Genomic DNA, 24,590 nt, shown 5'->3' with positions numbered 1-24,590 from the left:
TCACTCACCGGAGAACCCGAGCTCAAAGCCGTCGTCCGTGACACAAAGTGACATGTTTACGAGCAATTCACACGAAGTCCTGGTGTATTTCGTTATAAAAGCGTAACGTGATCGTTATGCATTACTTTCAATCGTTCCTCGAGGCCTTACTCGCCGAAGACGGAGCCGAGCTCGACGACGAGCACGATTCCTAGGTCTTCCTGACCCGCACTGCAAAGGAGCAGCTGCTTAATCTCATACACATTGAAGCCCGCTTCTCGGAATGAGAAGCGGGCTTCAATGTCAGTACTGGTGAGACTACACCCCGTAGTACATTTCAAACTCGTAGGGGTGCGGGCGCAGGGCCATCGGCGCGATCTCGGTATCGCGCTTCAGCGTGATCCAAGTCTCGATGAGCTCCTCGGTGAAGACACCACCCTCAAGCAGGAACTGGTGATCAGCCTCAAGGGCTGCCAGAGCTTCTTCAAGCGACCCGGGCACCTGAGGAATGTTCTTTGCTTCCTCCGGAGGCAGCTCATAGAGATCCTTATCGATCGGCTCCATCGGCTCGATCCGGTTACGGATCCCGTCAAGGCCGGCCATCAGCTGCGCAGCAAAGGCGAGGTAGGGGTTGCCCGAAGCATCGGGCGCACGGAACTCGATACGCTTGGCCTTCGGGTTAGATCCGGTCAGCGGAATGCGCACGGCCGCAGAGCGGTTGCCGGCGGAATACGCGAGGTTGACCGGAGCTTCGTAGCCCTTCACGAGGCGACGGTAGCTGTTGATCGTCGGGTTCGTAAACGCCAGCAGCGCGGGTGCGTGGTGCAGGATCCCTCCGATGTACCAGCGAGCAAGATCTGAGAGCCCGGCGTAGCCATTCTCGTCGTAGAACAGCGGCTCGCCGCCCTTCCACAGCGACATGTGGGTGTGCATGCCCGAACCGTTGTCACCGAAGACCGGCTTCGGCATGAACGTCGCGGTCTTGCCCCACAACTCGGCGGTGTTCTTGACGATGTACTTGAACTTCAGTACGTCGTCGGCAGCGTGCACCAGCGTGTCAAAGCGGTAGTTGATCTCGGCCTGGCCGGGAGCGCCGACCTCGTGGTGGGAGCGCTCAAGGTGCAGGCCCGCTTCGATCAGTCTGAGGGAGATGTCGTCGCGAAGATCCGCCTGCTTGTCGACGGGGGAGACGGGGAAGTAGCCGCCCTTTTCCGCGGTGGTGTTGCCGAGGTTACCGCCTTCGATCTTGCGGGCGGAGTTCCAGTGCGCCTCTTCAGAGTCAATCTCGTAAAAGGTGCGCTGCGGGGTCGTCTCGTAGCGAACAGAATCGAGGATGTAGAACTCGGCCTCAGGGGCAAAGAACGCGGTGTCGGCGATCCCGGTTGATGCGAGGTACTGCTCGGCCTTCTTCGCAACCTGCCGGGGATCCTTGGAGTAGATCTCGCCGGTGCGCGGGTTGTAGATGTCGAAGATCAGCACGAGCGTGCGCTCGGCACGGAACTGGTCAAGGTACGCGGTCGTCACATCGGGGATCAGCTGCATGTCTGACTCGGCGATGCCCGCAAAGCCGCGAATCGAGGAGCCGTCAAACATCTGGCCGACCTCGAAGAAGTCGAGATCCACCGTGGCTGCCGGGATGTTGAAGTGCTGCTGCACCCCGGGCAAATCCGTAAACCTAATGTCAACGAACTTGACGTCGGTCTCCTTGATGAAGTCGATGACTTCCTGCGGGGTCTTGAACATGCTGCTCCTTTTGTGTTGGACCGGATGATCCGCTCGCTGGTATCAAGAATATGGGAGACGGATTTCAGAAACGTGAGTCGAATGTTTCGCGGATGTTACGGCAGAGTGGGTGAGTTCTGAAAGCATCGGGGTTGCTAGGCCCGAATGAGCACCGTGCCGGCGATCTTGTCGTGGAAGGCGCGCTGATCCGAATCCCAGACGAGCACAGGAATGACGAGCGCGAGCAACAGTGTGCGCACGATCGGGCGCCAGAATCCCACCCAACCACCGACTAATGGCACGACGCGCAGGCCGAGTATCCTGTGCCCGATCGAACCACCAATCGTTGGAATGAAGATGATCTGCATAATCATGAACACCAGCAGGGTCATCCAAGAGGCGGCGGTCCCGGAGGCAAGGAAATTGCCGAGGATCATCGCCAGGGCCCAGTCAATCAGGATCGCAAGAACCCGACGGCCGAGTCTGGCGACCGAGCGTGAGCCTTTGTCGGGGAGGCCGAGCCGTTCACCAGGCCATTTACTCGGCTCAAGCTCACCAAACTTTTTCGGCGCGGAGCTAGACATCTTGATGGGCTAGCGCGGACGCTGCGGACGGATTCGGTTCGGATCCATTCCCTTGGGTATTCCGACCGGCGAGCCCTGCAGCGACACGAGCCTGTTGTAGATTGCGTCAACCTCGGCGCGGGTGAGTTTCGACTTCAGCTTCACGAGCGTTTTTGAGAGATTGTGGAGCGGGATCCCGCCGTCGTCTGGCCCGACATAGAGGTGTACCACCTCGACGTCTTTCACGGCACGCTTCATTTTGCGCTCTTCATCGGCGACCATGCGCCGCGTGCGGGTGTACGAGCCTTCTGCGATCAGCACGACGCCGCCGCGCCCGATAACGCGGTACACGGCGTCCTGCTCACGGTTGATCGCGACGGGGACCTCGGAGCCACGCCATGAACGACGCAGCGCGCTCTGAATCACGGACCCTACGGCGCCTGGCCGGCCCTCAATCTGCTGATATGCAGACTTCTCTGCGCGGCGCCCCAGCATGATCATGACGAGCAGGATGCCGACGAGGATGCCGCTGAGCGGCCACACGATCCAGTTCAGCCAGCTACCCGGAAGTAACCATGCGAGAAGGAGCGAAGCGAGGAGGGGCCCCAGGAAACAGATGAGGAGTATAAGTGTGAGATTTCGATCCCGCTGCCGCGTGATCTTATAGATCTCGACCATCTGTTTGATGCGACCGTTGCGTTTCGCCTTCTCTGCTGCCATGACTACAAGGGTATCGCGTCAGAGCCGTGCAGGGAGACAGGCGCAAGCGGCGCTGGGCGATGTTCGCTCACAGCCTCGCTTTTTCTACCGTGCGCTGCGCGTTCTCCACAGATTCCAGAGTTCTCGTTGCGGGCGATGATTGTGGGGCATGGTAGAGGACGACCGGGATCGACCGGTCAGCGACACCTCAATCAACCCGTTCGGGAGGCCAAAGCTATGCGCGTGTCTCCAGACAATTATGGCGCGGCCGCGCTCGCGTGGCAGCTCGAGCAGTTGTGCGCCTGGGGGATCACCCTGCGGGATCGGGGCCGCTGCTCGGGCGGTGCACGAACCAGGGACATGCTTCAGCGCAGCGACCGATTTGAGTGCTGGGCGGTCTTGCAGGGCCTTGAGCCGAAAAACTGGAAGCCGGGGCGTGCCCGTGCACTGCGTGCCCGCGCGGAGACACACGCGCGGGGAGGGCATGACCTTGGCTGCGCCACCATCGGCGTCCCCTTTTCTCTGCTTACGCAATTGGCGCAGCGCTGGGACGGACAAGGCGCGGCGCGCTATCTCACCGAAGCGATCCGTGAGGCTGCCACGGAGATCGCTGCGGATTTGAGGAGAAGCACCCATCCCGCTGAACTGTGGCGAGCTGAACGCGCATGGGAATCCGTGGTCTTCACGGTGCACCAGCGCATTACGCCGACGGTCACCGCTCAAGAGTTCCCGACACACGAGTGGGGCCGCGGTAGCTGAGTCGCGAACCTCATGCAGCCATGTACAGGCCGTCCCGATGAGCCGACGCTGTCATCGACAACACATCACGAGCTCCGGATGTGGCTAACTAGACAAAGCCAGCTCGGTTTCCCCACGGGACCCGGGTGGGAACTCGAGACGCATGAGGTTCGCTTCTACGAACGCTTCACTGCCGCGGGCAACGACGTGCGACTGATCCGGAAAAGCTTGGCCCAGAAACCAACGAACGATTTCAGGTGGCTGTCCAGAGGCGGTATCGAGATCGAGGTGAAGCGCCCGGAGAACCCCTCCTACGCGTCGAGCAAGCAGCTCATCCAACGTGCCGTAGCGAGAGCAAAGAAGAACCACGATTTCGTCAAGGACCGTTTCATCCTCGACTTCGGAGACCACGCGCTCAATGACCTCGTTCGTATACAGCTTGGACGGTACAACGATCGGAACCCACTGAATCAGATCCGCGAGCTTTGGGGGTGGTCGCGCGACGAACTCGTCCAGATCCCGCTTGAAGCAAAGAAGTAGGGCCCTATCCCAGCCGTTTTATTGTCCGGGGAGGCCCTACATCTACAAGTGTACGCTGCTTCTGGCGCATTTGCCATGCATCGTGCCCAGACAAATGCAGTTCCGCGCGGCATTCGGGGAAGCTTACTCCGGACGCATCGCACCCACTAAACACACGAGTGGCCTCCTCAGTTCCGCAGGTAGCGGGGCTGAGGAGGCCACTCGTGTGTTCACCGTATCGATGTACGGTAATGAACCCTAGTAACCGAGGTTCGCCGTGAAATCGCCCGTCTCGAGGCGCTGCTTCACCTGGGTCAGGAAGCGAGCCGCATCAGCGCCATCAACGATCCGGTGATCGTAGGAGAGCGCGAGATACACGGTGGAGCGGATAGCGATCGTGTCGCCCTCGGGTGTCGGTACCACGACGGGCTTCTTGACAACCGCGCCGGTACCGAGGATCGCAACCTGCGGAAGGAATACAAGCGGCGTATCGAATAGCGCGCCGCGCGATCCCGTGTTTGTGATCGTGAAGGTGCCTCCGCTGAGCTCATCTGGGGTGAGCTTGTTATCCCGAGTCCGTCCGGCGAGATCAGCGATCTCGTCGGCGATCTGAGCGAGGTTCTTCTCGCCAGCCTCCCGCAATACGGGGGTCAGCAAACCGCGTTCGGTGTCTACTGCAATACTGATGTTCTCAGTGTCGGGGTAGGTGATCGAATCGCCCTCAACCGTCGCATTAATGATCGGGTAGGTGCGCAAGGCTTCGGCCGCCGCGAGGGTGAAGAACGGCAGGAACGAGAGCTTGTTCCCGGTCTTCGCCAGGAACTCGTCCTTCTTGGCCTGGCGGAACTGCGCCACACGGGTGACATCAACCTCCACCACGGTCGTGAGCTGCGCGGTCGACTGGAGCGATGCCACCGCACGTTCGGCAATCACCTTCCGCAAACGGCTCATCTTCTGGCTCGAACCGCGAAGCTCGGAGACCTCGAGCGCCGCGATTACCGGGCTGACGGCGGCCGCTGGGGCCACCACCTTGGCGGCAGCTGCTTCGATCACGTCTTCCTTGCGGATGCGCCCACCGACACCGGTGCCGGTGACCGTCGCGAGATCGATACCCTTCTCATTCGCGAGCTTGCGAACGATAGGAGTGACGTAGCTTGCGCTCAACGCGTCCGCTGCGGCGGGCGCTGCGGCAGGTGCGGGCGCTGCGGCAGGTGCGGGCGCTGCGGCAGGTGCGGGCGCTGCAGCAGGTGCAGGCGCTGCAGCAGGTGCGGGGGCAGCAGCAGGTGCGGCCTGCGGCGCCGGAGCAGCCGGAGCAGCCGGAGCCGATCCGCTACCGATGCGCACGAGGACTGCGCCAACCTCTATGGTGTCGTCCTCCTGCGCGAGGATCTCCTGCACCACGCCCGCAATGGGAGAGGGCACCTCGGTGTCAACCTTGTCCGTCGAGACCTCAAGAAGAGGCTGATCGACGGCAACCTCGTCACCAAGGGCGACGAGCCAGCGGGTGACGGTGCCCTCGGTGATGCTCTCACCGAGGGAGGGCAGCGTAACGTCCTGGCTATCCGATCCGGACTGGGGCGCCGCTGCGGGCGCAGCTGCAGGGGCCGGAGCAGCCTCGGGCGCGGGCGCTGGAGCCGCAGCAGCTTCAGCAGCAGCCGGCGCAGCGGGGGCCGCAGAGGGGGATCCCGAACCGTCACCAATGCGCGCAAGAATCGCACCGACCTCGGCAGTCTCGTCTTCCTGCACGAGGATCTCTTCGAGAACCCCCGAGATGGGAGACGGGATCTCGGTGTCGACCTTGTCGGTCGAGACCTCGAGAAGAGGCTCGTCGACCTCGATGGTGTCGCCGACGTTCTTCAACCAGCGAGTCACCGTCCCCTCGGTCACGCTCTCACCCAGTGCGGGGAGGACCACCGATTCACTCATCGTGTTTCTCCGTTCATTGTTCGTCTGTAGTGCAGCGCTTAGATCGCGTGCAGGGGTTTGCCGGCGAGCTTCAGCATGGTCTCGCCAATGGTCTCGTTCTGTGTCGGGTGGCCGTGAACAAACGGAGCGACATCCTCGGGATACGCTTCCCAGTTCACAATGAGCTGTGCCTCACCGACGAGCTCGCCAACGCGAGCGCCGATCATGTGCACACCAACCACGGGCCCGTCTTTGACGCGTACGGCCTTGACCGTGCCGGCGGTGCCGAGGATCGAACTCTTCGCGTTGCCTGCCAGGTTGTACTCGTAGCTTTCGACGTTGTCATCGCCGTGCAGTTCTTTGGCTTTCGCCTCGGTGAGTCCGACGGACGCAATCTCGGGATCGCAGTAGGTAATCTTCGGAATATTCACGTCGGCAACGACCACGGGTGAAAGTCCCGCGATCTCTTCTGCGACGAAGATGCCCTGCTGGTAGCCGCGGTGCGCAAGCTGCAGGCCGGGGACGATGTCGCCGACGGCGTAGACACCGGGAACGTTTGTCGCAAGACGTTCGTTTGTGAGGACGAACCCGCGATCCATGTTGATGCCGACCTCTTCGTAGCCGAGACCCTGGGTGACCGGGCCGCGACCCACGGCGACGAGCAGGTAGTCAGCAGAGATCGACGTACCGTCTTCGAGGTGCACGGTGACGCCGTTGGCGTCCTGGTCCACAGACTTGAAACGCACGCCGAGCTTGAAATCGATCTTCCGCTTACGGAACGCACGCTCGAGCTGCTTGGAGACAGACTCTTCTTCGTTGGGTGCGAGGTGGGGGAGACCCTCCACAATTGTGACCTCAGAACCGAAGGAGCGCCACACGCTCGCAAACTCGACACCGATCACGCCACCGCCAAGAATCACGACGCGATCCGGGATCTCCTGAAGTTCAAGGGCCTGCTCGCTCGTAATGACGCGGCCCTCAATCTCGAGCCCCGGCAGTGACCGGGAAAAGGATCCCGTTGCGAGCACAATGTTTTTTCCGATGATGCGATCTTCGCCCACCTGCACCGTGTTCGGTGCGACAAGCTTGCCGGATCCCGCGATCACGGTGATCCCGTTGGCCTTCAAGAGCCCCTGGAGCCCCTTGAACTTGCCCGCTACGAGATTCTCTCGGTAGCGGTTCACTCCGGCGATGTCGATGCCCGCGACGCTTGACAGCACGCCGTAGACTTCGCCTTCACGAGCCACATCGGCAACCTCCGCAGCGTGAAGCAGAGCCTTTGTAGGCACACATCCCCGGTGCAGACAGGTCCCTCCAAGTTTGTCCTTCTCAATGACTGCGGCGCTAAAGCCCAGCTGAGTTGCGCGGATTGCAGCCGCGTACCCAGCGCTGCCTCCGCCCAAAACTACGACGTCAAACTGCTGTTCGGCCAAGTGGGATCTCCCTCGGATTGTTCGCTGTTGATTCAGGCGGGTCCGTGCGGTGTGGATGACACAGCCGATACAAAACCGGACACACGTTATTCAGCCTACACCTGAGGCCAGCTTCACCCGGGAGCTGGCGAGGTCTGTTTCTCGGGTTCGCTACGGGCGTGACCGAATCGGTGCCGTTCTCCTGGAAGCCTTCCTAAGATGGATTCGTGACCGATTCGATCTTTTCTGCAGAGCACCCCGAACGACGTGCTCTCGTTCCCCGCGGGATCCCGCTGCTCGTAGCCATGCAGGGGCTCAGCGATGCTGGTGGCGCAGTATCCCAGTTGGAGGAATACTTCTGGCAGCAATATGAGCCCGAGGAGATACTTCGGTTCAACGCCGATCTGCTGCTCGATTACCGAGCACGGCGGCCGATCCTGACCTTTGATGAGGATCATTTAGTCGACTACTCCCCGGAAGAGTTGTCGCTCGCGCTGGTCCACGATGAGCTGGGTGCTCCCTTCCTGTTGTTGAGTGGCTACGAACCCGATTTCCGCTGGGATCAGTTCATCGACACGGTGCTGTTGCTGGTGCACGAGTTTGAGGTTTCCACGGTGGTGTGGACCCACGCGATTCCGATGCCCGTTCCTCACACACGCCCCATGACCACCACCGTCAGCGGATCACGCGACGACCTCATCGAGGCTCGCTCGGTATGGCGACCGACGACCAAACTATCCGCCTCCGCCGCGCACGTGCTTGAGTACCGCCTGCACAACCTCGGGGAAGAAGTGGTCGGATTCGCGCTACTCATTCCGCACTACCTCGCAAATACGGAGTATCCGGAAGCTCTTCTCGTTTCGTTGGAAAGCATCATGGCGGCGACCGGGCTGATCCTTTCCACCGATCAGGTGCGTGAGGCCGCGCAAGCCTTTCAGTTGAAGGTAGATTCTCAGATCTCAGAAAATGAAGAATCGATTGAGATGGTTCGCACTCTCGAGCAGCGTTATGACGTATATATGGAAGATCAGACTGTCCGCTCGCCCCTCATGAGCGAGGACGGCACGATCCCCTCGGCAGATCAGCTTGTTGTTGAGCTCGAGCGTTACCTCGCCGAGCAACAGCAAAGTCCCTCAGACGGGGAATCGGGCGACACACCCGCGTAGCCGCGTTCATTACACGCCGAAGTCCGTGCAATAATGGGAGCCTTAACCCATTCAATTCGGTGTACTTTCCCGCCCGCGGGAATAAACCGAGCTTGACATGGGTTTTCATGCTGTGACCACTCGTTGACCTGACGGTCGACACCACAGCGGCAATTCTGAAACAGAGAGGCGACTGCGTGGCAACTCCATCCACGACCAAAGCTCGTGCTACGTCTGCAAAGGCCAAGGACGAAACTCCCGAGGCCGAAGACGTAGGTGCGGCTACGGTAGCCGCGAAGAAGGCGCCCGCCAAAAAGGCGGCCGCCAAGAAAGCACCAGCGAAGAAGGCACCGGCGAAGGAGCCAGCCGCTCGCAAGGCCGCGCCGAAGGTTGAAGAAGTAGTAGAAGAACCCATTGACCTTGAGGATGAGTCCGCCGAGGCCCTTGAATCCGACAAGCCATCCACTCCTGACGAGCCACTCCCGACGGGCGCCATCGTACTGAAGGCCTCCGACGAAGAGGACGTGCCGACCGTCACGACACTCATTCCGGGCGCAACAGCCGATCCCGTGAAGGATTATCTGAAGCAGATCGGCAAGGTCGCGCTTCTCAATGCCGCAGAAGAGGTGGAACTCGCGATGCGGATCGAGGCGGGCCTCTTTGCTGAGGAGAAGCTTGGCACTGAGAAGGGTCTGCCGAAGAAGCTTGAACGCGAGCTCAAGTGGGTCGCCCGCGACGGCCAGCGCGCCAAGAGCCACCTACTTGGCGCGAACCTGCGTCTCGTGGTGTCTCTCGCGAAGCGCTACACCGGCCGCGGGATGCAGTTCCTGGATCTGATCCAGGAGGGCAATCTCGGTTTGATTCGTGCCGTCGAGAAGTTCGACTACACCAAGGGCTTCAAGTTCTCGACGTATGCGACCTGGTGGATCCGCCAGGCCATCACCCGCGCGATGGCTGACCAGGCGCGCACCATTCGCATTCCGGTGCACATGGTCGAGGTCATCAACAAGCTTGCACGCGTGCAGCGCCAGATGCTTCAGGATCTCGGGCGGGAACCCACGCCGGAAGAGCTCAGCCGCGAGCTCGACATGACCCCCGAGAAGGTCGTCGAGGTCCAGAAGTACGGCCGCGAGCCGATCTCGCTGCACACTCCGCTCGGTGAAGACGGCGACAGCGAGTTCGGCGACCTCATCGAGGACACCGAGGCGGTTGTTCCTGCCGATGCGGTTGGTTTCACAATGTTGCAGCAGCAGCTTGAGCAGCTACTCGATTCGCTCTCGGAGCGCGAGGCCGGCGTGATCCGCATGCGCTTTGGTCTCGGCGACGGCATGCCGAAGACCCTCGACCAGATCGGTGACACGTTTGGGGTTACCCGCGAGCGGATCCGCCAGATCGAGTCGAAGACAATGGCGAAGTTGCGTCACCCCTCGCGCAGCCAGCAGCTGCGCGACTACCTCGAGTAGACCGCTTGCACGAAGAAGGCCCGCCCCTCAGATGAACTGGGGAGCGGGCCTTTGTCGTTGCTGCTGGTTTACACCGCAGCGGTCAGCTTGTGGCTTTCGTCATACCAAACCTCAGCCATCGGGCGGAGCTTGGCTTCGTGCTTGTTCCCGTGGTGAGCGCAAAACAAGAGCTCACTTCCGTTCAGCACGGCACGAACGTAGGCCTGTGCACCGCAGCTATCGCAGCGGTCGAGTCCGCTCATGGGGCGATCCGCTGCCTCAATAGTGTTGGTGCGATCTTGCTCGAGCGTTGTCATGGTAACCTCCCTGTTCGTGTTGCAGGTGGTTCTATCAAAGCACGTCCGGCCACGGAAGAAGCTGCTTTTTTGTCACGGTTCGCTGAACGCGTAGCGAAGCCCGCGGGTTTGCCAATCGCCGCGGGCATGAAGCCGCTGTGTCCGGAGTCTGGCATACAGTGAATGGGTTAGTGAACAAGAGGAGATTCCCGTAGTGGCAGAGTCAGCGGCATCGAAGAAGTCGTCATCACCGAGTGCAGGCGCAACTGACGCCGGAGCAAATTACTCGGCTCGTCACCTCACCGTTCTTGAGGGCCTTGAAGCGGTGCGCAAGCGCCCCGGCATGTATATCGGCACGACCGATTCGCGCGGCCTCATGCACTGCCTGTGGGAAATCATTGACAACTCGGTTGATGAGGCGCTTGCCGGCCACGGCAATGATATTCGCATCACCCTGCACGCTGACGGCAGTGTCACGGTGGCGGACAATGGCCGCGGGGTCCCTGTGGACATCGAGCCGAAGAGTGGCCTCTCTGGTGTCGAACTGGTGTACACGAAGCTGCACGCCGGCGGCAAGTTTGGCGGCGGCGGGTACGCCTCTTCCGGAGGCCTTCACGGTGTTGGGGCCTCCGTGGTCAACGCTCTTTCCTCCCGTCTTGATGTCGAGGTTGATCGCGATGGCAAGACCTGGGCCATGTCCTTCCGCCACGGCGAGCCGGGCGTGTTCTCGGGCGACGGGCCTGACAGCCCGTTTACGCCTTTTGAAAACGCTTCAGAGCTGCGTGTCGTTGGCAAGGTGAAGAAGGGGTGACGGGTACCCGCGTACGTTACTGGGCGGATCCGCAGATATTCCTGGCGACGGCGCGTTTTGAACCCGATTCGCTCATTGCACGGGCCAGGCAGACCGCATTCCTCGTGCCAAATCTCGCGATCGAAATCACCGACGAGCGCCCAGAATCACAGGACGAATCAGGCGTGAGCCCGGTACACCGTTTCCAATACGAGGGCGGGCTGTCAGAGTTTGTCGACTTTTTGGCGGTCGACGCACCGATCACCGACACCTGGCGGGTAATCGATTCCGGCACCTTCACCGAGACCGTGCCCGTGATGGACGAGGTCTCCGGGGTCTCGTCTCCCGTGAGGTCGAGCGGCGCTGCGAGGTCGATGTCGCGCTGCGCTGGGGGACCGGCTACGACGTAGAGATCCAGAGCTTCGTCAATATCATTGCCACACCCAAGGGCGGCACCCACCTCGCCGGCTTTGAGCAGGGCCTCACGAAGTTCTTCCGAAAGCAGATCGAAGCGAACGCGCGCAAGCTCAAGGCTGGCACTGACAAACCCGATAAAGACGACATCCTCACCGGTCTCACCGCCGTGGTCTCCGTGCGGGTGCCCGAGCCGCAGTTTGAGGGTCAGACCAAGGAAGTGCTCGGCACCGCTGCCGTCCGCTCTATCGTGTCAAAGGCGATCGTGCAGGGCATGACCGAGCGCTACGAATCAACGAAGAAACCCGACAAGGCTCAAACTGCGGCCCTGCTCGAAAAGATGGTCTCGGAGATGAAATCCCGGATCGCCCTGCGCGCGCAGCGCGACACCGCGCGCCGCAAGAGTTCTCTTGAAAGCTCCTCGCTGCCGGCCAAGCTCATCGACTGCCGTTCGAAGGATGTTGCCGACACCGAACTCTTCATCGTGGAGGGCGACAGCGCGCTCGGCACGGCCAGGCCCGCACGCGACAGCGAGTTCCAGGCGCTGTTGCCGATCCGCGGCAAGATCCTGAACGTGCAGAAGGCCTCCGTTGCTGAGATGCTTGGCAACGCAGAGTGCGGGGCGATCATCAAGGTCATCGGGGCGGGATCAGGCCGCGACTTCGATATCGATGCTGCGCGCTACGGCAAGGTGATCCTGATGAGCGACGCCGACGTCGACGGTGCTCACATTCGGACGCTGCTCTTGACGCTGTTTTTCCGTTACATGCGCCCGATGCTTGAGGCCGGCCGTGTCTACGCCGCCGTGCCGCCGCTGCACCGAGTGATTGTGCAGAACGCGGGGCGGAAGCCCAACGACGTGATCTACACCTACAGCGAGCGGGAGTTGCAGACCCTCCTCAGCGATCTGAAGAAGCGCGGTAAGAAGTATCAGGAACCGATCCAGCGCTATAAGGGCCTGGGGGAGATGGATGCGGATCAGCTCGCCGAAACCACGATGGACCGTGAGCATCGTGCTCTGCGCCGTGTCCGTCTCGAGGATGCGCACGCGGCAGCTCAGATGTTTGAGCTGCTCATGGGTAACGAGGTTGCCCCGCGCAAGGAGTTCATCATCGACAACGCTGACGACCTGGATCGCGAGCGTATTGACGCGTAGACACCACTGACGCTTGAGCGAGGCGCCCCTCACGCCGGTTGAGCGAGGCGCTAGCCGAGTCGAAACCCAAGAACCTTCTTGACAACCAACAATCGCGGTTCTGTAGGATTCCCGCATGCCTCATACGTACATCCTGCGATGCGTTGACGGAAGCTTTTACGTTGGCAGTACCCGAAACCTAAAACTTCGACTCTCGCAGCACTCATCGGGACACGGGGCCGAGTACACCAAGCGTCGGCTGCCCGTCGAACTCGTCTGGAACCACGAGTCTGATCGTATCGATGAAGCGTCCCAACTTGAGAAACGGATCCAGGGCTGGTCCCACAACAAACGTAAGATACTCATTGAGGAAGGCCCGGCCGCATTGAAAGGGTGGAGCGCTAGGACTCGAAAAGAGTAGCTGTGGTTTCGACTCGGCCTACGGCCTCGCTCAACCGGCGGGGTGGGACAGCCTCGCTCAATTGGCGGTCGAGAGGGGTACTTGGTTTCGACTCGCTACGCTAGCTCAACCGGCGGGAGGGACGGCCTCGCTCCGGCGGGAGGCTGGGCTAGGGCGCGAGGCCAACGAACGCGGCGGCGCCGTCGATGGGTTGGCCGGATCCGTCGCGCTTGCCAAGTTCAGTGGGGAGCTTCCGGGCGGCGCCGTCGGCAGCGAGGGCCCGGGCTCACCCGTGCCCACCCAGGCACACGCGATCTGATCCTCCCACTTCAGGAAGCGCTGAGCACGTACCCCGCCCGTGGCGCGGCCCTTCGCGGGGAACTCAGCCCAGTCTGACACCTTCGCGGTCGCCACGTCCGTGCCCGGTAGCGTGATCGAGCTGTCAGCGACAGTGACAACTCGCGCTTCGGTCCCCTCCGGCACCGCCGTGGCGAAGACGACCCGCGCTTCGGATCCGAGTTTCATCCCTGCCATGCCGCCCGCCGGTCGGCCCTGAGGCCGAACGGACGCGGCCGGGAAACGCAGCAGCTGCGCATCGCTTGCGACCACGGCAAACTCGCTATTGTCGGGGGCTGGGAACGCCGCTACGAGCAGATCATCCGATTTCAATCCGATGACCTCGAACTCCGGCCTTGCGGGGAGGTCCGTGAGCACCACACGTTTGACGGTGCCCTGCCGCGTGAACAGGCCGATCGGCGTCTCGGTGTCGAGGGGCACGATGCCGACGACACGCAGCTTCTTGTCGGTGACTCCGATGTACTCGGCGAGCTTCACGCCGGCCGAGAATGCGATACTCGCGGCGGGCACCAGCGGCAGATCGACGGGGGTGAACCTGTGCAGCGTGCCGTCTGAAAGCACCGCGCCGAGTTCCCCCCGCACCGTTCCATCAACCGCGGCAAGCAGTGCCCCGTGTTTCGTGGCGCGCGAAGCCCCACGCAGCGGCTCGGGCGCGTCGGGATCCCGATCCACCCGCAACGCGCGACCGGTCACAGAAAGCAATACCGTACACGGCGAATCCGCGACCTGCAGCGCCTCCGAGCCCGCGGCGGCGCGCGTGGGTCGGATCACTGCCCCGGTGAGCACCGTGCGGCGCGGCGTGCCAAATGACTCGGCAGCCTGGTCCAACTCGGAGGCAACGACCCCGCGCAGTTTCTCCTTACTGCCCAGGATCTCGAGCAGCGCTTCGATCTCACGCTGCAGTTCATCGCGCTCACTCTCAAGCTCAACGCGCGAGAACTTCGTGAGGCGCCGTAGCCGCAGCTCAAGAATGTACTCCGCCTGCACCTCTGAGAGGTCAAAGACCTGCATCAGGCGGGTGCGTGCGGTCTCGGCGTCGTCGCTCGTGCGAATCAGCTGAATGACCTCGTCGATGTCGAGGATCGCGATCAGCAGACCCTCCACCAAGTGCAAACGCTCACGGCGCTTCTTTAGCCGGAATTCGCAACGACGTGTGATCACCGAGATGCGGTGGTCGAGGAACACGCGCAGCATCTCGCGCAGCCCGAGTGTTTGCGGCTGCCCATTGACGAGTGCGACCGAATTGATACTGAAGGAGTCCTCGAGAGGCGTGTAACGATACAGCTGCTCGAGAACGGCCTCTGGAGAGAAGCCCGTCTTTAGGGTGACGACGAGCCGCAGCCCGTTCTTGCGGTCTGTCAAGTCGGCGATATCGGAGATGCCCGAAAGCTTCTTCGCCTCGACGCCCTGCTTCACCTTCTCGATGACCCGCTCGGGGCCGACAAGATAGGGAAGCTCCGTCACAACGAGCCCGGTGCGGCGCGGGCTCAGCTGCTCAACAGACACTTTCGCACGGGTGCGAAATGCGCCCCGTCCGCTGCGATAGGCGTCTTTCACGCCGTCAAGCCCGACGATGGTGCCGCCACCTGGAAGATCCGGCCCCGGAATGAACTCCATCAGTTCGTCCACGGTCGCGTCTGGGTGATACAGCAGGTGCTTTGCGCCCTCCACAACCTCGATCAGGTTGTGCGGGCAAGGTTCGTCGCCATGCCCACCGCGATGCCGCTCGCGCCGTTGACGAGCAAGTTGGGTACGGCGGAGGGCAGCACATCGGGCTGCATGATTTGGTTGTCGTAGTTCGGCACAAAATCGACGACATCTTCGTCGAGCGATTCGGTCATCGCAAGGGCCGCACCGGCGAGGCGCGCCTCGGTATACCGGGAGGCTGCAGGGCCGTCGTCGAGGGAGCCAAAGTTGCCGTGGCCGTCAACGAGCGGGAGGCGCATCGCAAAGCCTTGCGCCAAACGCACGAGCGCATCGTAAATTGACGAGTCGCCGTGCGGGTGAAGTTTGCCCATCACTTCGCCGACCACACGGGCCGACTTCACGTGGGCCTTCTCGGGCCGCAATCCCATGTCCTGCATCATGTACAGGATCCTGCGCTGCACGGGCTTCAGGCCGTCACGAGCGTCAGGCAACGCTCGTGAGTAGATCACCGAGTACGCGTATTCGAGGAAGGATCCTTCCATCTCGGCAGAGATGTCGATGTCTTCAATGCGTTCGCCGGCCGCTTCGTGGACGGCGCGAGTGAGTTCACCTTCAACTCGGGGTTCTCTGAGGAGGCACTGGGGGCTTCGGTCATAATGGTGCTTATGCTACCGATTGCCACCGACAACGGCGCGAGGCTTGCCGCGATTCTGCCAAGCGGACTTGCGGCTCTTTCTCGAGGGCTCGGTGGCGATCCCGAAGCGACGCTCGATGCGGCACTCGGTGGGGCCCGGATCCCCGCCACCCCGTTTGCCCTGGAGGAACTTCCCGGCGTCCGCTCGCTCGTGTTGATCGTGGTCGACGGGTTGGGGTATTCGAACCTCAAGGGCCGCATCGGTCACGCCCCGACGCTCGCGAGGTTACCGCAGCGGCGCATTGAAACGGTGACGCCCTCGACCACGGGGGCAGCGCTCACCACCCTCACCACCGGACGCCTCCCCGGCGAGCACGGCCTCATCGGCTACCAGATCCGCCACCCAGAACTCGGCCTGGTATCGACGCTCAAGGGTTGGGACGGGATCGCGGATCACCGGGCCTGGCAGCGTGCCACACCGCTGTTTGCACTCGCACGTGAAATAGGTGCGCGTCCGTTCACCCTCGGTCGCCCCTCACACGCCACTGGCGGGCTCACAGGCGCGATTCTCACGGGCGCTGACTATGTTCCTGGGCAGCGGATCGAAGATCGCTTTGCGGCGGCCTCAGCGCTTGTGCGGGTGCGGAGCCGGTATTGGCGTATCTCTACGTTGACGAGCTCGACAAGGTAGCCCACGAGTCTGGCTGGCAGAGTGATGCTTGGGTTCGTCGCCTCGAACAGTTCGATGCCGCGCTCGACGGTTTCCTGCGCGGGCTCCCCGGTGACGTCGGCGTGATTATCACTGCCGATCACGGCGTGGTCGATGTCGCCTCGCACCAACAGATCATGCTCGACGCTCGCCCCGAGCTTTTGCGAGACGTCATTGAGATCGGGGGAGAGCCGCGCTTCCGTTCGCTCTATCTCCGGGACGGCGCGGATCCCGCCGCCGTTGCCGCTGCCTGGGAACAGGCTGAGGCCAAGCGTGCCTGGGTTGCTACGCGCGAGGAGGCGATCGCCTCGGGAATTTTTGGTCCGGTCGATGATGCGGTTGCGGCGCGACTCGGCGATGTCATCATCGCAGCTCGCAAACTCGTGGCTTACTACCGAAGCGACGACAGCCCCAGTGCGCTCGCCATGATCGGACAGCACGGTTCCCTCAGTGAAGATGAGCGGGGCGTGCCGCTGATCCTCGCTGGCGCCCTTGCGGGGAGCGGTTTTGTGGGTGCCGTTGCTGAGGTGGCTCGCACACGGATAGCTGGAGCCTAGCTAAGCCGGATCCTCGTCGCTTCGGGTGCCAAAGAGGATGTCGTCCCAGCTTGGGATCGAAGCGCGACCCTTGCGGCCGGTGCTCTGCTCGGGCTTGGTCGCGGGCTCCGTGTCATCCTTCGGGACTGCAGCCGCGGCGGGAACAGGGGCAATGGTCGGCGAATTGCCTGGCCGTGCGCCACCTGTCACACCTGAGGCGCCCCAAATGCTCCGCGGCGCTGCCTGATCACCGGCAGCCCCCGAGCCATCTGGAACCTCTCGAACCGCTGGTGCGTTCGGTGTAGCCTGATCGCTTGCATTTTCCGGGTCGCCTGCACCAGCGGGGTGAGTACTCGCTTCGCTGCTGCGTGCATGCTGCTCTCGCTCACCGCGGCGTTTCCGAAGCGCGTCAAGCAGATCCGCAGTCTGGCTGAGGTCCACCTGTTGCAGGTCATCGGTCTTAATCGCTCGCTGATCAATCTCGCGGCGTCGCTCATACTCGGCGTTGGGATCCGCGAGCGATGGTGCCAGCGTGTCAGGAGCTTCCTCATGGTCACGGAGCTCCGCTGAGCTTTCAACCGAGGCATCATCGACCGCCGGCCGCGCCGCACTCGTGGGCGCGGATGCAGGATCCAGTGCCAGCTCAGTGTGGTCGAAAGCGCCCGAATCGAAGCGATTCACTTTCTCGGTGCTATCGACTGCGCGAAGCTTCGGGATCAGCCGATCCCCAACCTCACCCTGTTTCGAGAGGGTGACGGCGTCCGGGTTGATCGGGGAGAGCGTGCCCTTGCGATGGGCGAAGGCCCAGACCGCACGGTGGGCAACATCATGGGCAACGAAGTCGAGGCTGATCATCCAGCCAGACTCTTCGTCTCGCCAAGAGCTCCACTCACTCGCCTCAGAGCCAAGCCCGATGAGGCGCTCGGAAATGACGGTGCCGAATCGCTGATCCGCGTCGCCACTTGCCTCTGTGCGCACGGGAACATCCTGTGCAAGCTCAAGGATGTAGCGGCGTTCAGCCAACACCGGTTCCTCGTAACGCTCAATATCGGCTTCATCGAGTTCGGTGAGTTCAGCCACCTCGGCACGGCTCTTCCCGGCCCGGATCAATGCTTGGATCTCGCGTGGCTTCACCCGCAGAGCGTCGCGATCACGCTTACTCAGATGCCTGAGCTCGCTCAGCACGGCATCGTCGACGATCAGGCGAAATTCTTCATCCGCCTCATTCGCAACGATCAGTGCCAGGTCTTCGCGTCGCACAAAGCGCAATTCGTCCATTGGCGGCATCCCTTCACAACTCGCGACCTAGATTGTCACATAACTGTCAGATATACCCGCATTGAAGCGGGCGCGTGTGGAAAATGGGGCTTCAGATCTTCGCGCTGAGAGAAATCTCAGGAACAGAGTTTGCGTCGGAGTGGCAACGTAGGGCAGACTATGGCCGCTCGCAGGTTGATGTGCCCACAGGGGCACGGGAATGCAGGAGAGAATGGCCACCGATTACGACGCCCCGCGCAAGTCCGAGGAAGAAGCCGAGTCGATCGAGGCTCTGAAGGAGCGTGGTCCAGCAAAGGGTGCCTCCGCGATCGATTCCGAAGACGCGGACAACCCGAGCTTTGACCTCGGAGGTTCAGACCTTTCAGACATCGAGCTCGACGTTGTTGTCTTGCCTCAGCAGGATGACGAGTTCACCTGTGTGAGCTGCTTCCTCGTGCGCCACCGCTCACAGATGGATCACCAGTCTGACCTGGGGCCGGTTTGCGCGGAATGCTCAGGCTAAAACACATCGTGTTTTAGCGCATTCCGCGCTGGCGTCACCACGCCAGGTATGTTCAGGCTAAAACGCGCGTCAGCGTTTTAACACATTCGGCGCCGACGCCACTGCGTCGGGAATGCTCAGGCTAGCGACCCCCGCCGATTGAGCGAGGCTTGCCGAGTCGAAATCAGACAGGCTCGATGGTTTCGTTGGTTTCGACTCACCTCGTTCGCTCAACCGGCGGTGTGGGTTCCCTCAACCCGCGTTGGAGCGCGCCGCCTCGATTGAGCGGGCGAGTTTTTCGGGGTGGCGGGTCGTCAACACCCAGTACGGCGCGGGGTCGGCCGGGTCGATGTTCTCGATCCTCACCCCGCGATGAATCCAGCCCCGCACGAGCAGAAAGTTGCGCGCATCGTTCCCGGGCCCGATCGCGAGGCGCAGCGCCTCAACGCCTAACAGCTCAACACTGCCGAGTTGATCGACGGGGATACTGGCCCGCCCCGCGGTGAGTCGCCCACCCTCAACTCGAAGGCTTGGACTGAGCAGCAGGAAGGTCCCGACGAGCAACGCATAGATGACCACGGCCACGGGCACGGCAAGTTCCGAGGCAATCGGCAGCATCACCAGCGACACTCCGGGCACCACAAGCAGAAGTGCGGTGAAGAGGCCGGGACCTGGGATGAGTCGTTCGCGGTAGGGCAGCATGTCCGAGGCAATCGTCATGTCCCCATTATCCCTCTCCGAGCGCATCGAGCTTCCCAGCTCCGCTCGATCCGGTAACCTGGCGTGGTGAGTGATGTTGTAGAGATCCCAATCCAAGCTGACACCCCGCCGAGTTACGCGCACACGGGGGATGCCGGAGCCGACCTGCGGGCATCTGCTGCGGTCAGCATCGGTCCCGGTGAGCGCGCGCTGGTCGGGACCGGCGTGTCGATCGCGCTGCCCGACGGCTACGCGGCGTTTGTGGTGCCGCGGAGTGGGCTTGCGGCGAAGCATGGCATCACCGTCCTGAATTCCCCCGGCACGGTGGATGCGGGCTACCGCGGTGAGATCAAGGTCACCCTGCTCAACACCGATCTGGAACAGAGCTTTGAGATCGAAGCTGGGGATCGGATCGCGCAGATGATCATCATGCCGGTCTCGCGCGCCGTGTTTGTGCCGGTGAGCGAGCTCTCTGAGAGCGACCGCGGGGCGGGTGGATTCGGTTCCACCGGCATCAAAAACTAAGCTTCATCTAGAGGTCGCCCACCCAGGGCGCGAACAAGGAGATTCCAGGGCTCATGAGCACCGAGGATAAGAACACCGAACACGAAGACACCCAGGCCGGCGAAGAGGTCGTCGATTCGGGATCGACCGACGTTGAGGTCCGCGAGGGCGAATCCTCGGAACCTGAGATTGACGACGCAAAGTCTGCGCCTGCTGACCGTGAAACGGAAGGCCCGTTTGATGTCGCTGAGGTTCCGGCGATGCGGCCGTATGTCGATCTCGGCGGTATCAAGGTAGCCCCGCGCGAGGGTCTGCAGCTTCGCCTTGAGGTTGAGGAACGCACCAGTCGGGTGGTTGCCGTGTCGCTCGACTATGCGGGTTCCGTGTTGCAGGTGCAGGCCTTTGCTGCCCCGAAGACCACGGGGCTGTGGGGTCAGGTGCGTGCCGAGTTGACGCAGCAGATGACCGCGCAGGGAGCTAAGGTTTCAGAGGAGCAGGGTCCGCTCGGCACTGAGTTGCTGGTGCGTAGCCAAGCTCCGGCGGGCCAGGGGGGCGGCGAAAGCGTCGTCCGGTTTATCGCGGTTGACGGTCCGCGCTGGATGCTCCGCGGTGTGATCATGGGCAAAGCCGCGAGCGATGAGGCGAAGCGCGCCGACACTATCGAGCTGTTCCGCGAGCTTGTCGTTGTCCGGGGCGACCAGCCGATGCCACCGAGTGAATTGATCCCGCTCAAGGTTCCCGCGGGCGTGCAAACCGGCAACCAGCCCGGCGCGGCAGGCGGGCAAGACCCGGTCCAGCAGGCGTGACCGAGAACTTGGATCGGGATTCCGGTTCCGTGCCGGATCCTGACGACGCGGCCGAGCCGTCCGCCACGTTTTCCTTCGGCGGAGGCATGGGTCGCGCCGTCAGCGCGGGCCTCGGCGGCGAGGCGCTGTCGCGTCGGGGCGTGCTCGAGGCGATTGGCGGGTGGCGCGGGATCTTAGAAACTCTCGTCCCCGGCATGCTCTTTCTCGTGGTGTTTGCGTTTACCAGAGATGAGAAGGCGTCTGTCATTGCGCCCGCAGCGCTCGCCGTTATCGCAGTCGCCGTGCGCTTGTTTCGCCGCGAGTCAGCAATGTCGGCCTTTTCTGGCGCCATCGGCGTTGCGATTGCGGTGGCGGCGACACTGATCACGGGCAAGGGGAGTGGGTATTACATTCCCGGTTTCTGGACGAACGGCGCCTGGAGTGCCGGGCTTCTTCTCTCCATCATTGTCGGTTGGCCGTTGCTCGGTTTTGCGCTGGGCGCGTTCCGGCAGGATCTGACCGGCTGGCGTGGTGACCGCCAGCTTCGCCGCATCGCATTCGGTCTCACCTTTCTGTGGCTGGGCCTGTTTGTCGCGCGTCTCGCGGTCCAACTGCCACTGTTTTTTGCGTCCGAGGCGGCTCCGCCTGGTGACAACAGCGCGATCGATGCGCTCGGGATCGCGCGCCTCGTAATGGGGCTTCCGCTCTTCGCGCTGGTCATCATCTTCACCTGGATGGTGTTGAATCGCGCGAGCCAATCATCGGATGATTCTGATCCTGAAGCCGCCGAGGACGCCGGCGAAGACTCATCTCCCGCCTGACCACCGAACCCCGCGAACCGGTGTAGACTTATCTTGACATCGAGACACTTTACGTGATCGGGATTGCCGGTCAGGGGATATCGAATGACTATGGAGGAGCCTCATGGGAGCGGTCAACAGCTTCGGCGCCAAGCGCAACCTCGCCGTTGGTGAGAAGAACTACGAGATCTACGCAATCGATCAGGTGCCCGGCGCCGCGCGGCTTCCCTACAGCCTGAAGGTGCTCCTGGAGAACCTGCTGCGCACTGAAGACGGCGCAAACGTCACGAAGCAGCACATCGAGGCCCTTGGCAACTGGGATCCCGCAGCCGAGCCCGACACGGAGATCCAGTTCACCCCCGCACGCGTCATCATGCAGGACTTCACGGGCGTGCCCTGCGTTGTCGATCTCGCCACCATGCGCGAGGCCGTCGTCGACCTCGGTGGCAGCCCCGAGCAAATCAACCCGTTGGCTCCCGCAGAGATGGTCATTGACCACTCGGTGATCTCCGATGTGTACGGTACATCCGATGCTGCCGCGCGCAACGTTGAAATCGAGTACCAGCGCAACGGCGAACGCTACCAGTTCCTGCGGTGGGGTCAGGGTGCCTTTGACGAGTTCAAGGTGGTCCCACCGGGCACCGGGATCGTGCACCAGGTCAACATCGAGTACCTGGCGCGCGTCACCTTCACGCGCAACGTCGACGGGGTGTTGCAGGCATACCCGGACACCTGCGTCGGCACCGACTCGCACACGACGATGGAGAACGGTCTCGGCGTGCTCGGCTGGGGCGTCGGTGGCATCGAGGCCGAGGCCGCGATGCTCGGCCAGCCCATCTCGATGCTGATCCCGCGTGTCGTCGGCTTCAAGCTCTCGGGCCAGATCCCCGCCGGTGTCACTGCTACCGATGTCGTGCTCACGATCACGCAGATGCTGCGCAAGCACGGTGTTGTCGGCAAGTTCGTCGAGTTCTATGGCGAGGGTGTCGGCTCCGTGCCGCTCGCAAACCGTGCCACGATCGGCAACATGAGCCCGGAGTTCGGTTCGACCGCCGCGATGTTCCCGGTCGACGACGTGACTCTCGACTACATGCGCCTCACGGGTCGCCCAGAGGAGCAGATCGAGCTCGTCAAGGCGTACACGCAGGCCCAGGGCATGTGGCACGATCCCTCCCGCGAGCCCGAATTCAGCGAGTACCTTGAGCTTGATCTCTCCACGGTCGTATCATCGATCGCCGGCCCGAAGCGGCCGCAGGACCGCATCGAGCTGACAAGCGCAAAGACCCAGTTCGAAAAGGATCTGCAGAACTACGCCCAGGCCGCCAACCCGGCCAAGGTGAAGGATCAGCAGGGGCGCGAGTTCGAGCTGGATCACGGCGCGGTCACTCTCGCTTCGATCACCTCCTGCACCAACACCTCGAACCCTTCGGTGATGCTGGCTGCTGGCGTGCTCGCTCGCAACGCGGTCGCTAAGGGTCTGAAGGCGAAGCCGTGGGTGAAGACGACGCTGGCTCCGGGTTCCAAGGTCGTGACCGACTACTACGAGAAGTCGGGCCTGAACGCCGACCTTGAAAAGCTCGGCTTCTACACCGTCGGGTACGGCTGTGTCACCTGCATCGGCAATTCGGGTCCGCTGAACGAGGAGATCTCGCAGGCGGTCAACGACAACGATCTCGCTGTCACCGCGGTGCTCTCGGGCAACCGAAACTTCGAGGGCCGCATCAACCCGGACATCAAGATGAACTACCTCGCGAGCCCGCCGCTCGTGATCGCGTACTCGCTTGCCGGCACGATGGACTTCGATTTCGAGACCGAGTCGCTGGGTCAGGATCACGACGGCAACGATGTCTTCCTGCGCGATATCTGGCCGAACGCGACCGAGGTGCAGAAGATCGCTGACGACTCGATCGACTCCGGCATGTTCATTTCGAAGTACGCCACCGTGTTTGACGGCGATGAGCACTGGACCTCGCTGCCCACACCCGATGGCAACACCTTCGCGTGGGACGAAAAATCAACGTACGTGCGCAAGGCACCCTACTTCGAAGGCATGCAGCTTGAGCCGTCGCCCGTTACCGATATCTCGGGTGCGCGCGTCCTCGCGAAGCTCGGTGACTCGGTGACCACCGACCACATCAGCCCCGCAGGCAGCTTCCGGGCCGAAACGCCCGCTGGGCGCTACCTCATCGAGAACGGAATCGCGGTCAAGGACTTCAACACCTACGGCTCGCGCCGCGGGAATCACGAGGTCATGATCCGCGGCACCTTTGCGAACATCCGCTTGCGGAACCAGCTGCTCGCAGGCGAGAACAACGGTGCTGGTGTTGAGGGTGGCTTCACCCGCGACTTCACCCTCGAAGGCGGCCCCAAGTCGTACATCTACGATGCCGCGCAGAATTACCAGGCAGCCGGTGTTCCGCTTGTCGTGCTCGGTGGCAAGGAATACGGTTCGGGATCCTCGCGCGACTGGGCAGCCAAGGGAACGAGCCTGCTCGGTGTCAAGGCCGTGATCACCGAGAGCTTCGAGCGGATCCACCGCTCCAACCTCATCGGTATGGGCGTGCTGCCGCTGCAGTTCCCCGAGGGCCAAAGCGCCGATTCGCTCGGCCTCGACGGCACCGAAACCTTTGATATTTCAGGCGTGACCGTGCTCAACGAGGGCAAGACCCCGAAGACGGTGGCGGTCAAGGCAACGAAGGACGATGGCTCGGTCGTTGAGTTCGACGCCGTCGTACGCATCGACACTCCGGGTGAAGCGGATTACTACCGCAACGGCGGTATTCTCCAGTACGTGCTGCGCTCGCTCGTGTAGGCGGTTGCGCGTTCCACAGGGGCCCTTCCCGTCAGCACACCTCTGGCGGGAAGGGTCTTTGTGTCGTGTCCACGTACTGGCACAGAGACAGCCGCGACCGGGGCGACAGCGAGTGCGCGATGGCTGAGAACGGAGGAATGTCTCACCCCGGGGCTAAACTCCTCTCTATGACCAGGCGACAACATCGAG

General features: G+C 62.2%; 20 protein-coding genes and 2 pseudogenes. 13 read left to right on the top strand and 9 right to left on the bottom strand.

The annotated features are described in order from the left end of the window. Positions 1 to 297 precede the first annotated feature (297 nt). From glnA to G7067_RS09390, 3 genes are all read right to left on the bottom strand, one after another. Entirely contained in the window at positions 298 to 1,722 is a 1,425-nt protein-coding gene (glnA, locus tag G7067_RS09400; RefSeq protein WP_166323728.1) for a type I glutamate--ammonia ligase, read from the bottom strand. Positions 1,723 to 1,856: 134 nt separating this feature from the next. Continuing rightward, a complete protein-coding gene (locus tag G7067_RS09395) occupies positions 1,857 to 2,285 on the bottom strand; it encodes an RDD family protein (RefSeq protein ID WP_166323726.1) in 429 nt (142 codons plus the stop codon). A 9-nt stretch (positions 2,286 to 2,294) separates the two neighbouring features. Continuing rightward, positions 2,295 to 2,984: a DUF4191 domain-containing protein gene (locus G7067_RS09390; protein ID WP_166323724.1), complete on the bottom strand. Its 690-nt coding sequence runs from the start codon at positions 2,982 to 2,984 to the stop codon at positions 2,295 to 2,297. 222 nt (positions 2,985 to 3,206) lie between these two features. Here G7067_RS09390 and G7067_RS09385 point away from each other — a divergent pair, with 222 nt between their 5' ends. Then, positions 3,207 to 3,722, top strand: a complete 516-nt coding sequence (locus G7067_RS09385) for a hypothetical protein (RefSeq protein ID WP_166323722.1) — start codon at positions 3,207 to 3,209, stop codon at positions 3,720 to 3,722. 78 nt (positions 3,723 to 3,800) lie between these two features. Next, a complete protein-coding gene (locus G7067_RS09380; protein WP_166323720.1) occupies positions 3,801 to 4,241 on the top strand; it encodes a hypothetical protein in 441 nt (146 codons plus the stop codon). 237 nt (positions 4,242 to 4,478) lie between these two features. On the opposite strand, the gene sucB is transcribed toward G7067_RS09380, so the two are convergent. Together sucB and lpdA are read right to left on the bottom strand one after the other, a co-directional pair. After that, positions 4,479 to 6,146, bottom strand: coding sequence for a 2-oxoglutarate dehydrogenase, E2 component, dihydrolipoamide succinyltransferase (sucB, locus tag G7067_RS09375; protein WP_166323718.1), 1,668 nt, complete (start codon positions 6,144 to 6,146; stop codon positions 4,479 to 4,481). A gap of 38 nt (positions 6,147 to 6,184) precedes the next feature. Next, a complete protein-coding gene (gene lpdA / locus G7067_RS09370; protein ID WP_166323716.1) occupies positions 6,185 to 7,558 on the bottom strand; it encodes a dihydrolipoyl dehydrogenase in 1,374 nt (457 codons plus the stop codon). 206 nt (positions 7,559 to 7,764) lie between these two features. Here lpdA and G7067_RS09365 point away from each other — a divergent pair, with 206 nt between their 5' ends. Both G7067_RS09365 and G7067_RS09360 read left to right on the top strand, forming a co-directional pair. After that, complete coding sequence (locus G7067_RS09365) at positions 7,765 to 8,703, top strand: proteasome assembly chaperone family protein (RefSeq protein ID WP_205881118.1); 939 nt, start codon at positions 7,765 to 7,767, stop codon at positions 8,701 to 8,703. A gap of 176 nt (positions 8,704 to 8,879) precedes the next feature. After that, a complete protein-coding gene (locus G7067_RS09360; RefSeq protein ID WP_166323714.1) occupies positions 8,880 to 10,145 on the top strand; it encodes an RNA polymerase sigma factor in 1,266 nt (421 codons plus the stop codon). Between the two features lie 68 nt (positions 10,146 to 10,213). Here the strand turns inward: G7067_RS09360 and G7067_RS09355 are convergent, their stop codons facing one another. Then, positions 10,214 to 10,441 (bottom strand): DUF7455 domain-containing protein, encoded by a 228-nt coding sequence (locus G7067_RS09355; RefSeq protein WP_166323712.1) that lies wholly within the window; start codon positions 10,439 to 10,441, stop codon positions 10,214 to 10,216. A 304-nt stretch (positions 10,442 to 10,745) separates the two neighbouring features. Here G7067_RS09355 and G7067_RS09350 point away from each other — a divergent pair. Together G7067_RS09350 and G7067_RS09345 are read left to right on the top strand one after the other, a co-directional pair. Next, positions 10,746 to 12,780: pseudogene (locus tag G7067_RS09350) on the top strand (DNA gyrase/topoisomerase IV subunit B). 115 nt (positions 12,781 to 12,895) lie between these two features. Then, positions 12,896 to 13,180 carry a GIY-YIG nuclease family protein gene (locus G7067_RS09345; protein ID WP_166323697.1) on the top strand — a complete coding sequence of 95 codons (285 nt, stop codon included), beginning with the start codon at positions 12,896 to 12,898 and terminating at the stop codon, positions 13,178 to 13,180. Between the two features lie 148 nt (positions 13,181 to 13,328). Here G7067_RS09345 and G7067_RS09340 read toward each other — a convergent pair. Then, positions 13,329 to 15,705, bottom strand: a pseudogene (locus G7067_RS09340) (DNA gyrase/topoisomerase IV subunit A). 123 nt (positions 15,706 to 15,828) lie between these two features. Between G7067_RS09340 and G7067_RS14315 the strand changes: the two are divergent. Both G7067_RS14315 and G7067_RS14310 read left to right on the top strand, forming a co-directional pair. After that, positions 15,829 to 16,488 (top strand): alkaline phosphatase family protein, encoded by a 660-nt coding sequence (locus G7067_RS14315; RefSeq protein WP_244301040.1) that lies wholly within the window; start codon positions 15,829 to 15,831, stop codon positions 16,486 to 16,488. Then, complete coding sequence (locus tag G7067_RS14310) at positions 16,452 to 17,063, top strand: alkaline phosphatase family protein (RefSeq protein WP_244301039.1); 612 nt, start codon at positions 16,452 to 16,454, stop codon at positions 17,061 to 17,063. The genes G7067_RS14315 and G7067_RS14310 overlap by 37 nt, the downstream gene beginning before the upstream one ends. Here G7067_RS14310 and sepH read toward each other — a convergent pair whose 3' ends face one another. Continuing rightward, a complete protein-coding gene (gene sepH / locus G7067_RS09330; protein WP_166323695.1) occupies positions 17,064 to 18,320 on the bottom strand; it encodes a septation protein SepH in 1,257 nt (418 codons plus the stop codon). A 211-nt stretch (positions 18,321 to 18,531) separates the two neighbouring features. Here sepH and G7067_RS09325 point away from each other — a divergent pair, with 211 nt between their 5' ends. After that, entirely contained in the window at positions 18,532 to 18,822 is a 291-nt protein-coding gene (locus G7067_RS09325; RefSeq protein ID WP_166323693.1) for a DUF4193 domain-containing protein, read from the top strand. A 231-nt stretch (positions 18,823 to 19,053) separates the two neighbouring features. Here G7067_RS09325 and G7067_RS09320 read toward each other — a convergent pair whose 3' ends face one another. Beyond that, a complete protein-coding gene (locus G7067_RS09320) occupies positions 19,054 to 19,521 on the bottom strand; it encodes a DUF3093 domain-containing protein (protein WP_166323691.1) in 468 nt (155 codons plus the stop codon). Between the two features lie 66 nt (positions 19,522 to 19,587). Between G7067_RS09320 and dut the strand changes: the two genes are divergently transcribed. From dut to acnA, 4 genes are all read left to right on the top strand, one after another. After that, the gene (dut, locus tag G7067_RS09315) at positions 19,588 to 20,025 is read left to right on the top strand and encodes a dUTP diphosphatase (RefSeq protein WP_166323689.1); all 438 of its coding nucleotides are present in this window, start codon (positions 19,588 to 19,590) and stop codon (positions 20,023 to 20,025) included. A gap of 53 nt (positions 20,026 to 20,078) precedes the next feature. Then, entirely contained in the window at positions 20,079 to 20,810 is a 732-nt protein-coding gene (locus tag G7067_RS09310; RefSeq protein ID WP_166323687.1) for a DUF3710 domain-containing protein, read from the top strand. After that, positions 20,807 to 21,610: a DUF3159 domain-containing protein gene (locus G7067_RS09305; protein WP_244301038.1), complete on the top strand. Its 804-nt coding sequence runs from the start codon at positions 20,807 to 20,809 to the stop codon at positions 21,608 to 21,610. The genes G7067_RS09310 and G7067_RS09305 overlap by 4 nt, the downstream gene beginning before the upstream one ends. Positions 21,611 to 21,713: 103 nt before the next feature. Continuing rightward, positions 21,714 to 24,401 (top strand): aconitate hydratase AcnA, encoded by a 2,688-nt coding sequence (gene acnA / locus G7067_RS09300; RefSeq protein WP_166323685.1) that lies wholly within the window; start codon positions 21,714 to 21,716, stop codon positions 24,399 to 24,401. The last annotated feature ends 189 nt before the right edge of the window (positions 24,402 to 24,590 follow it).

It is taken from the genome of Leucobacter insecticola (assembly GCF_011382965.1).
Classification (GTDB): domain Bacteria; phylum Actinomycetota; class Actinomycetes; order Actinomycetales; family Microbacteriaceae; genus Leucobacter; species Leucobacter insecticola.
The sequence above is the reverse complement of the archived record's forward strand: the minus strand, read 5'-3'. Positions and strand labels throughout refer to the sequence as shown.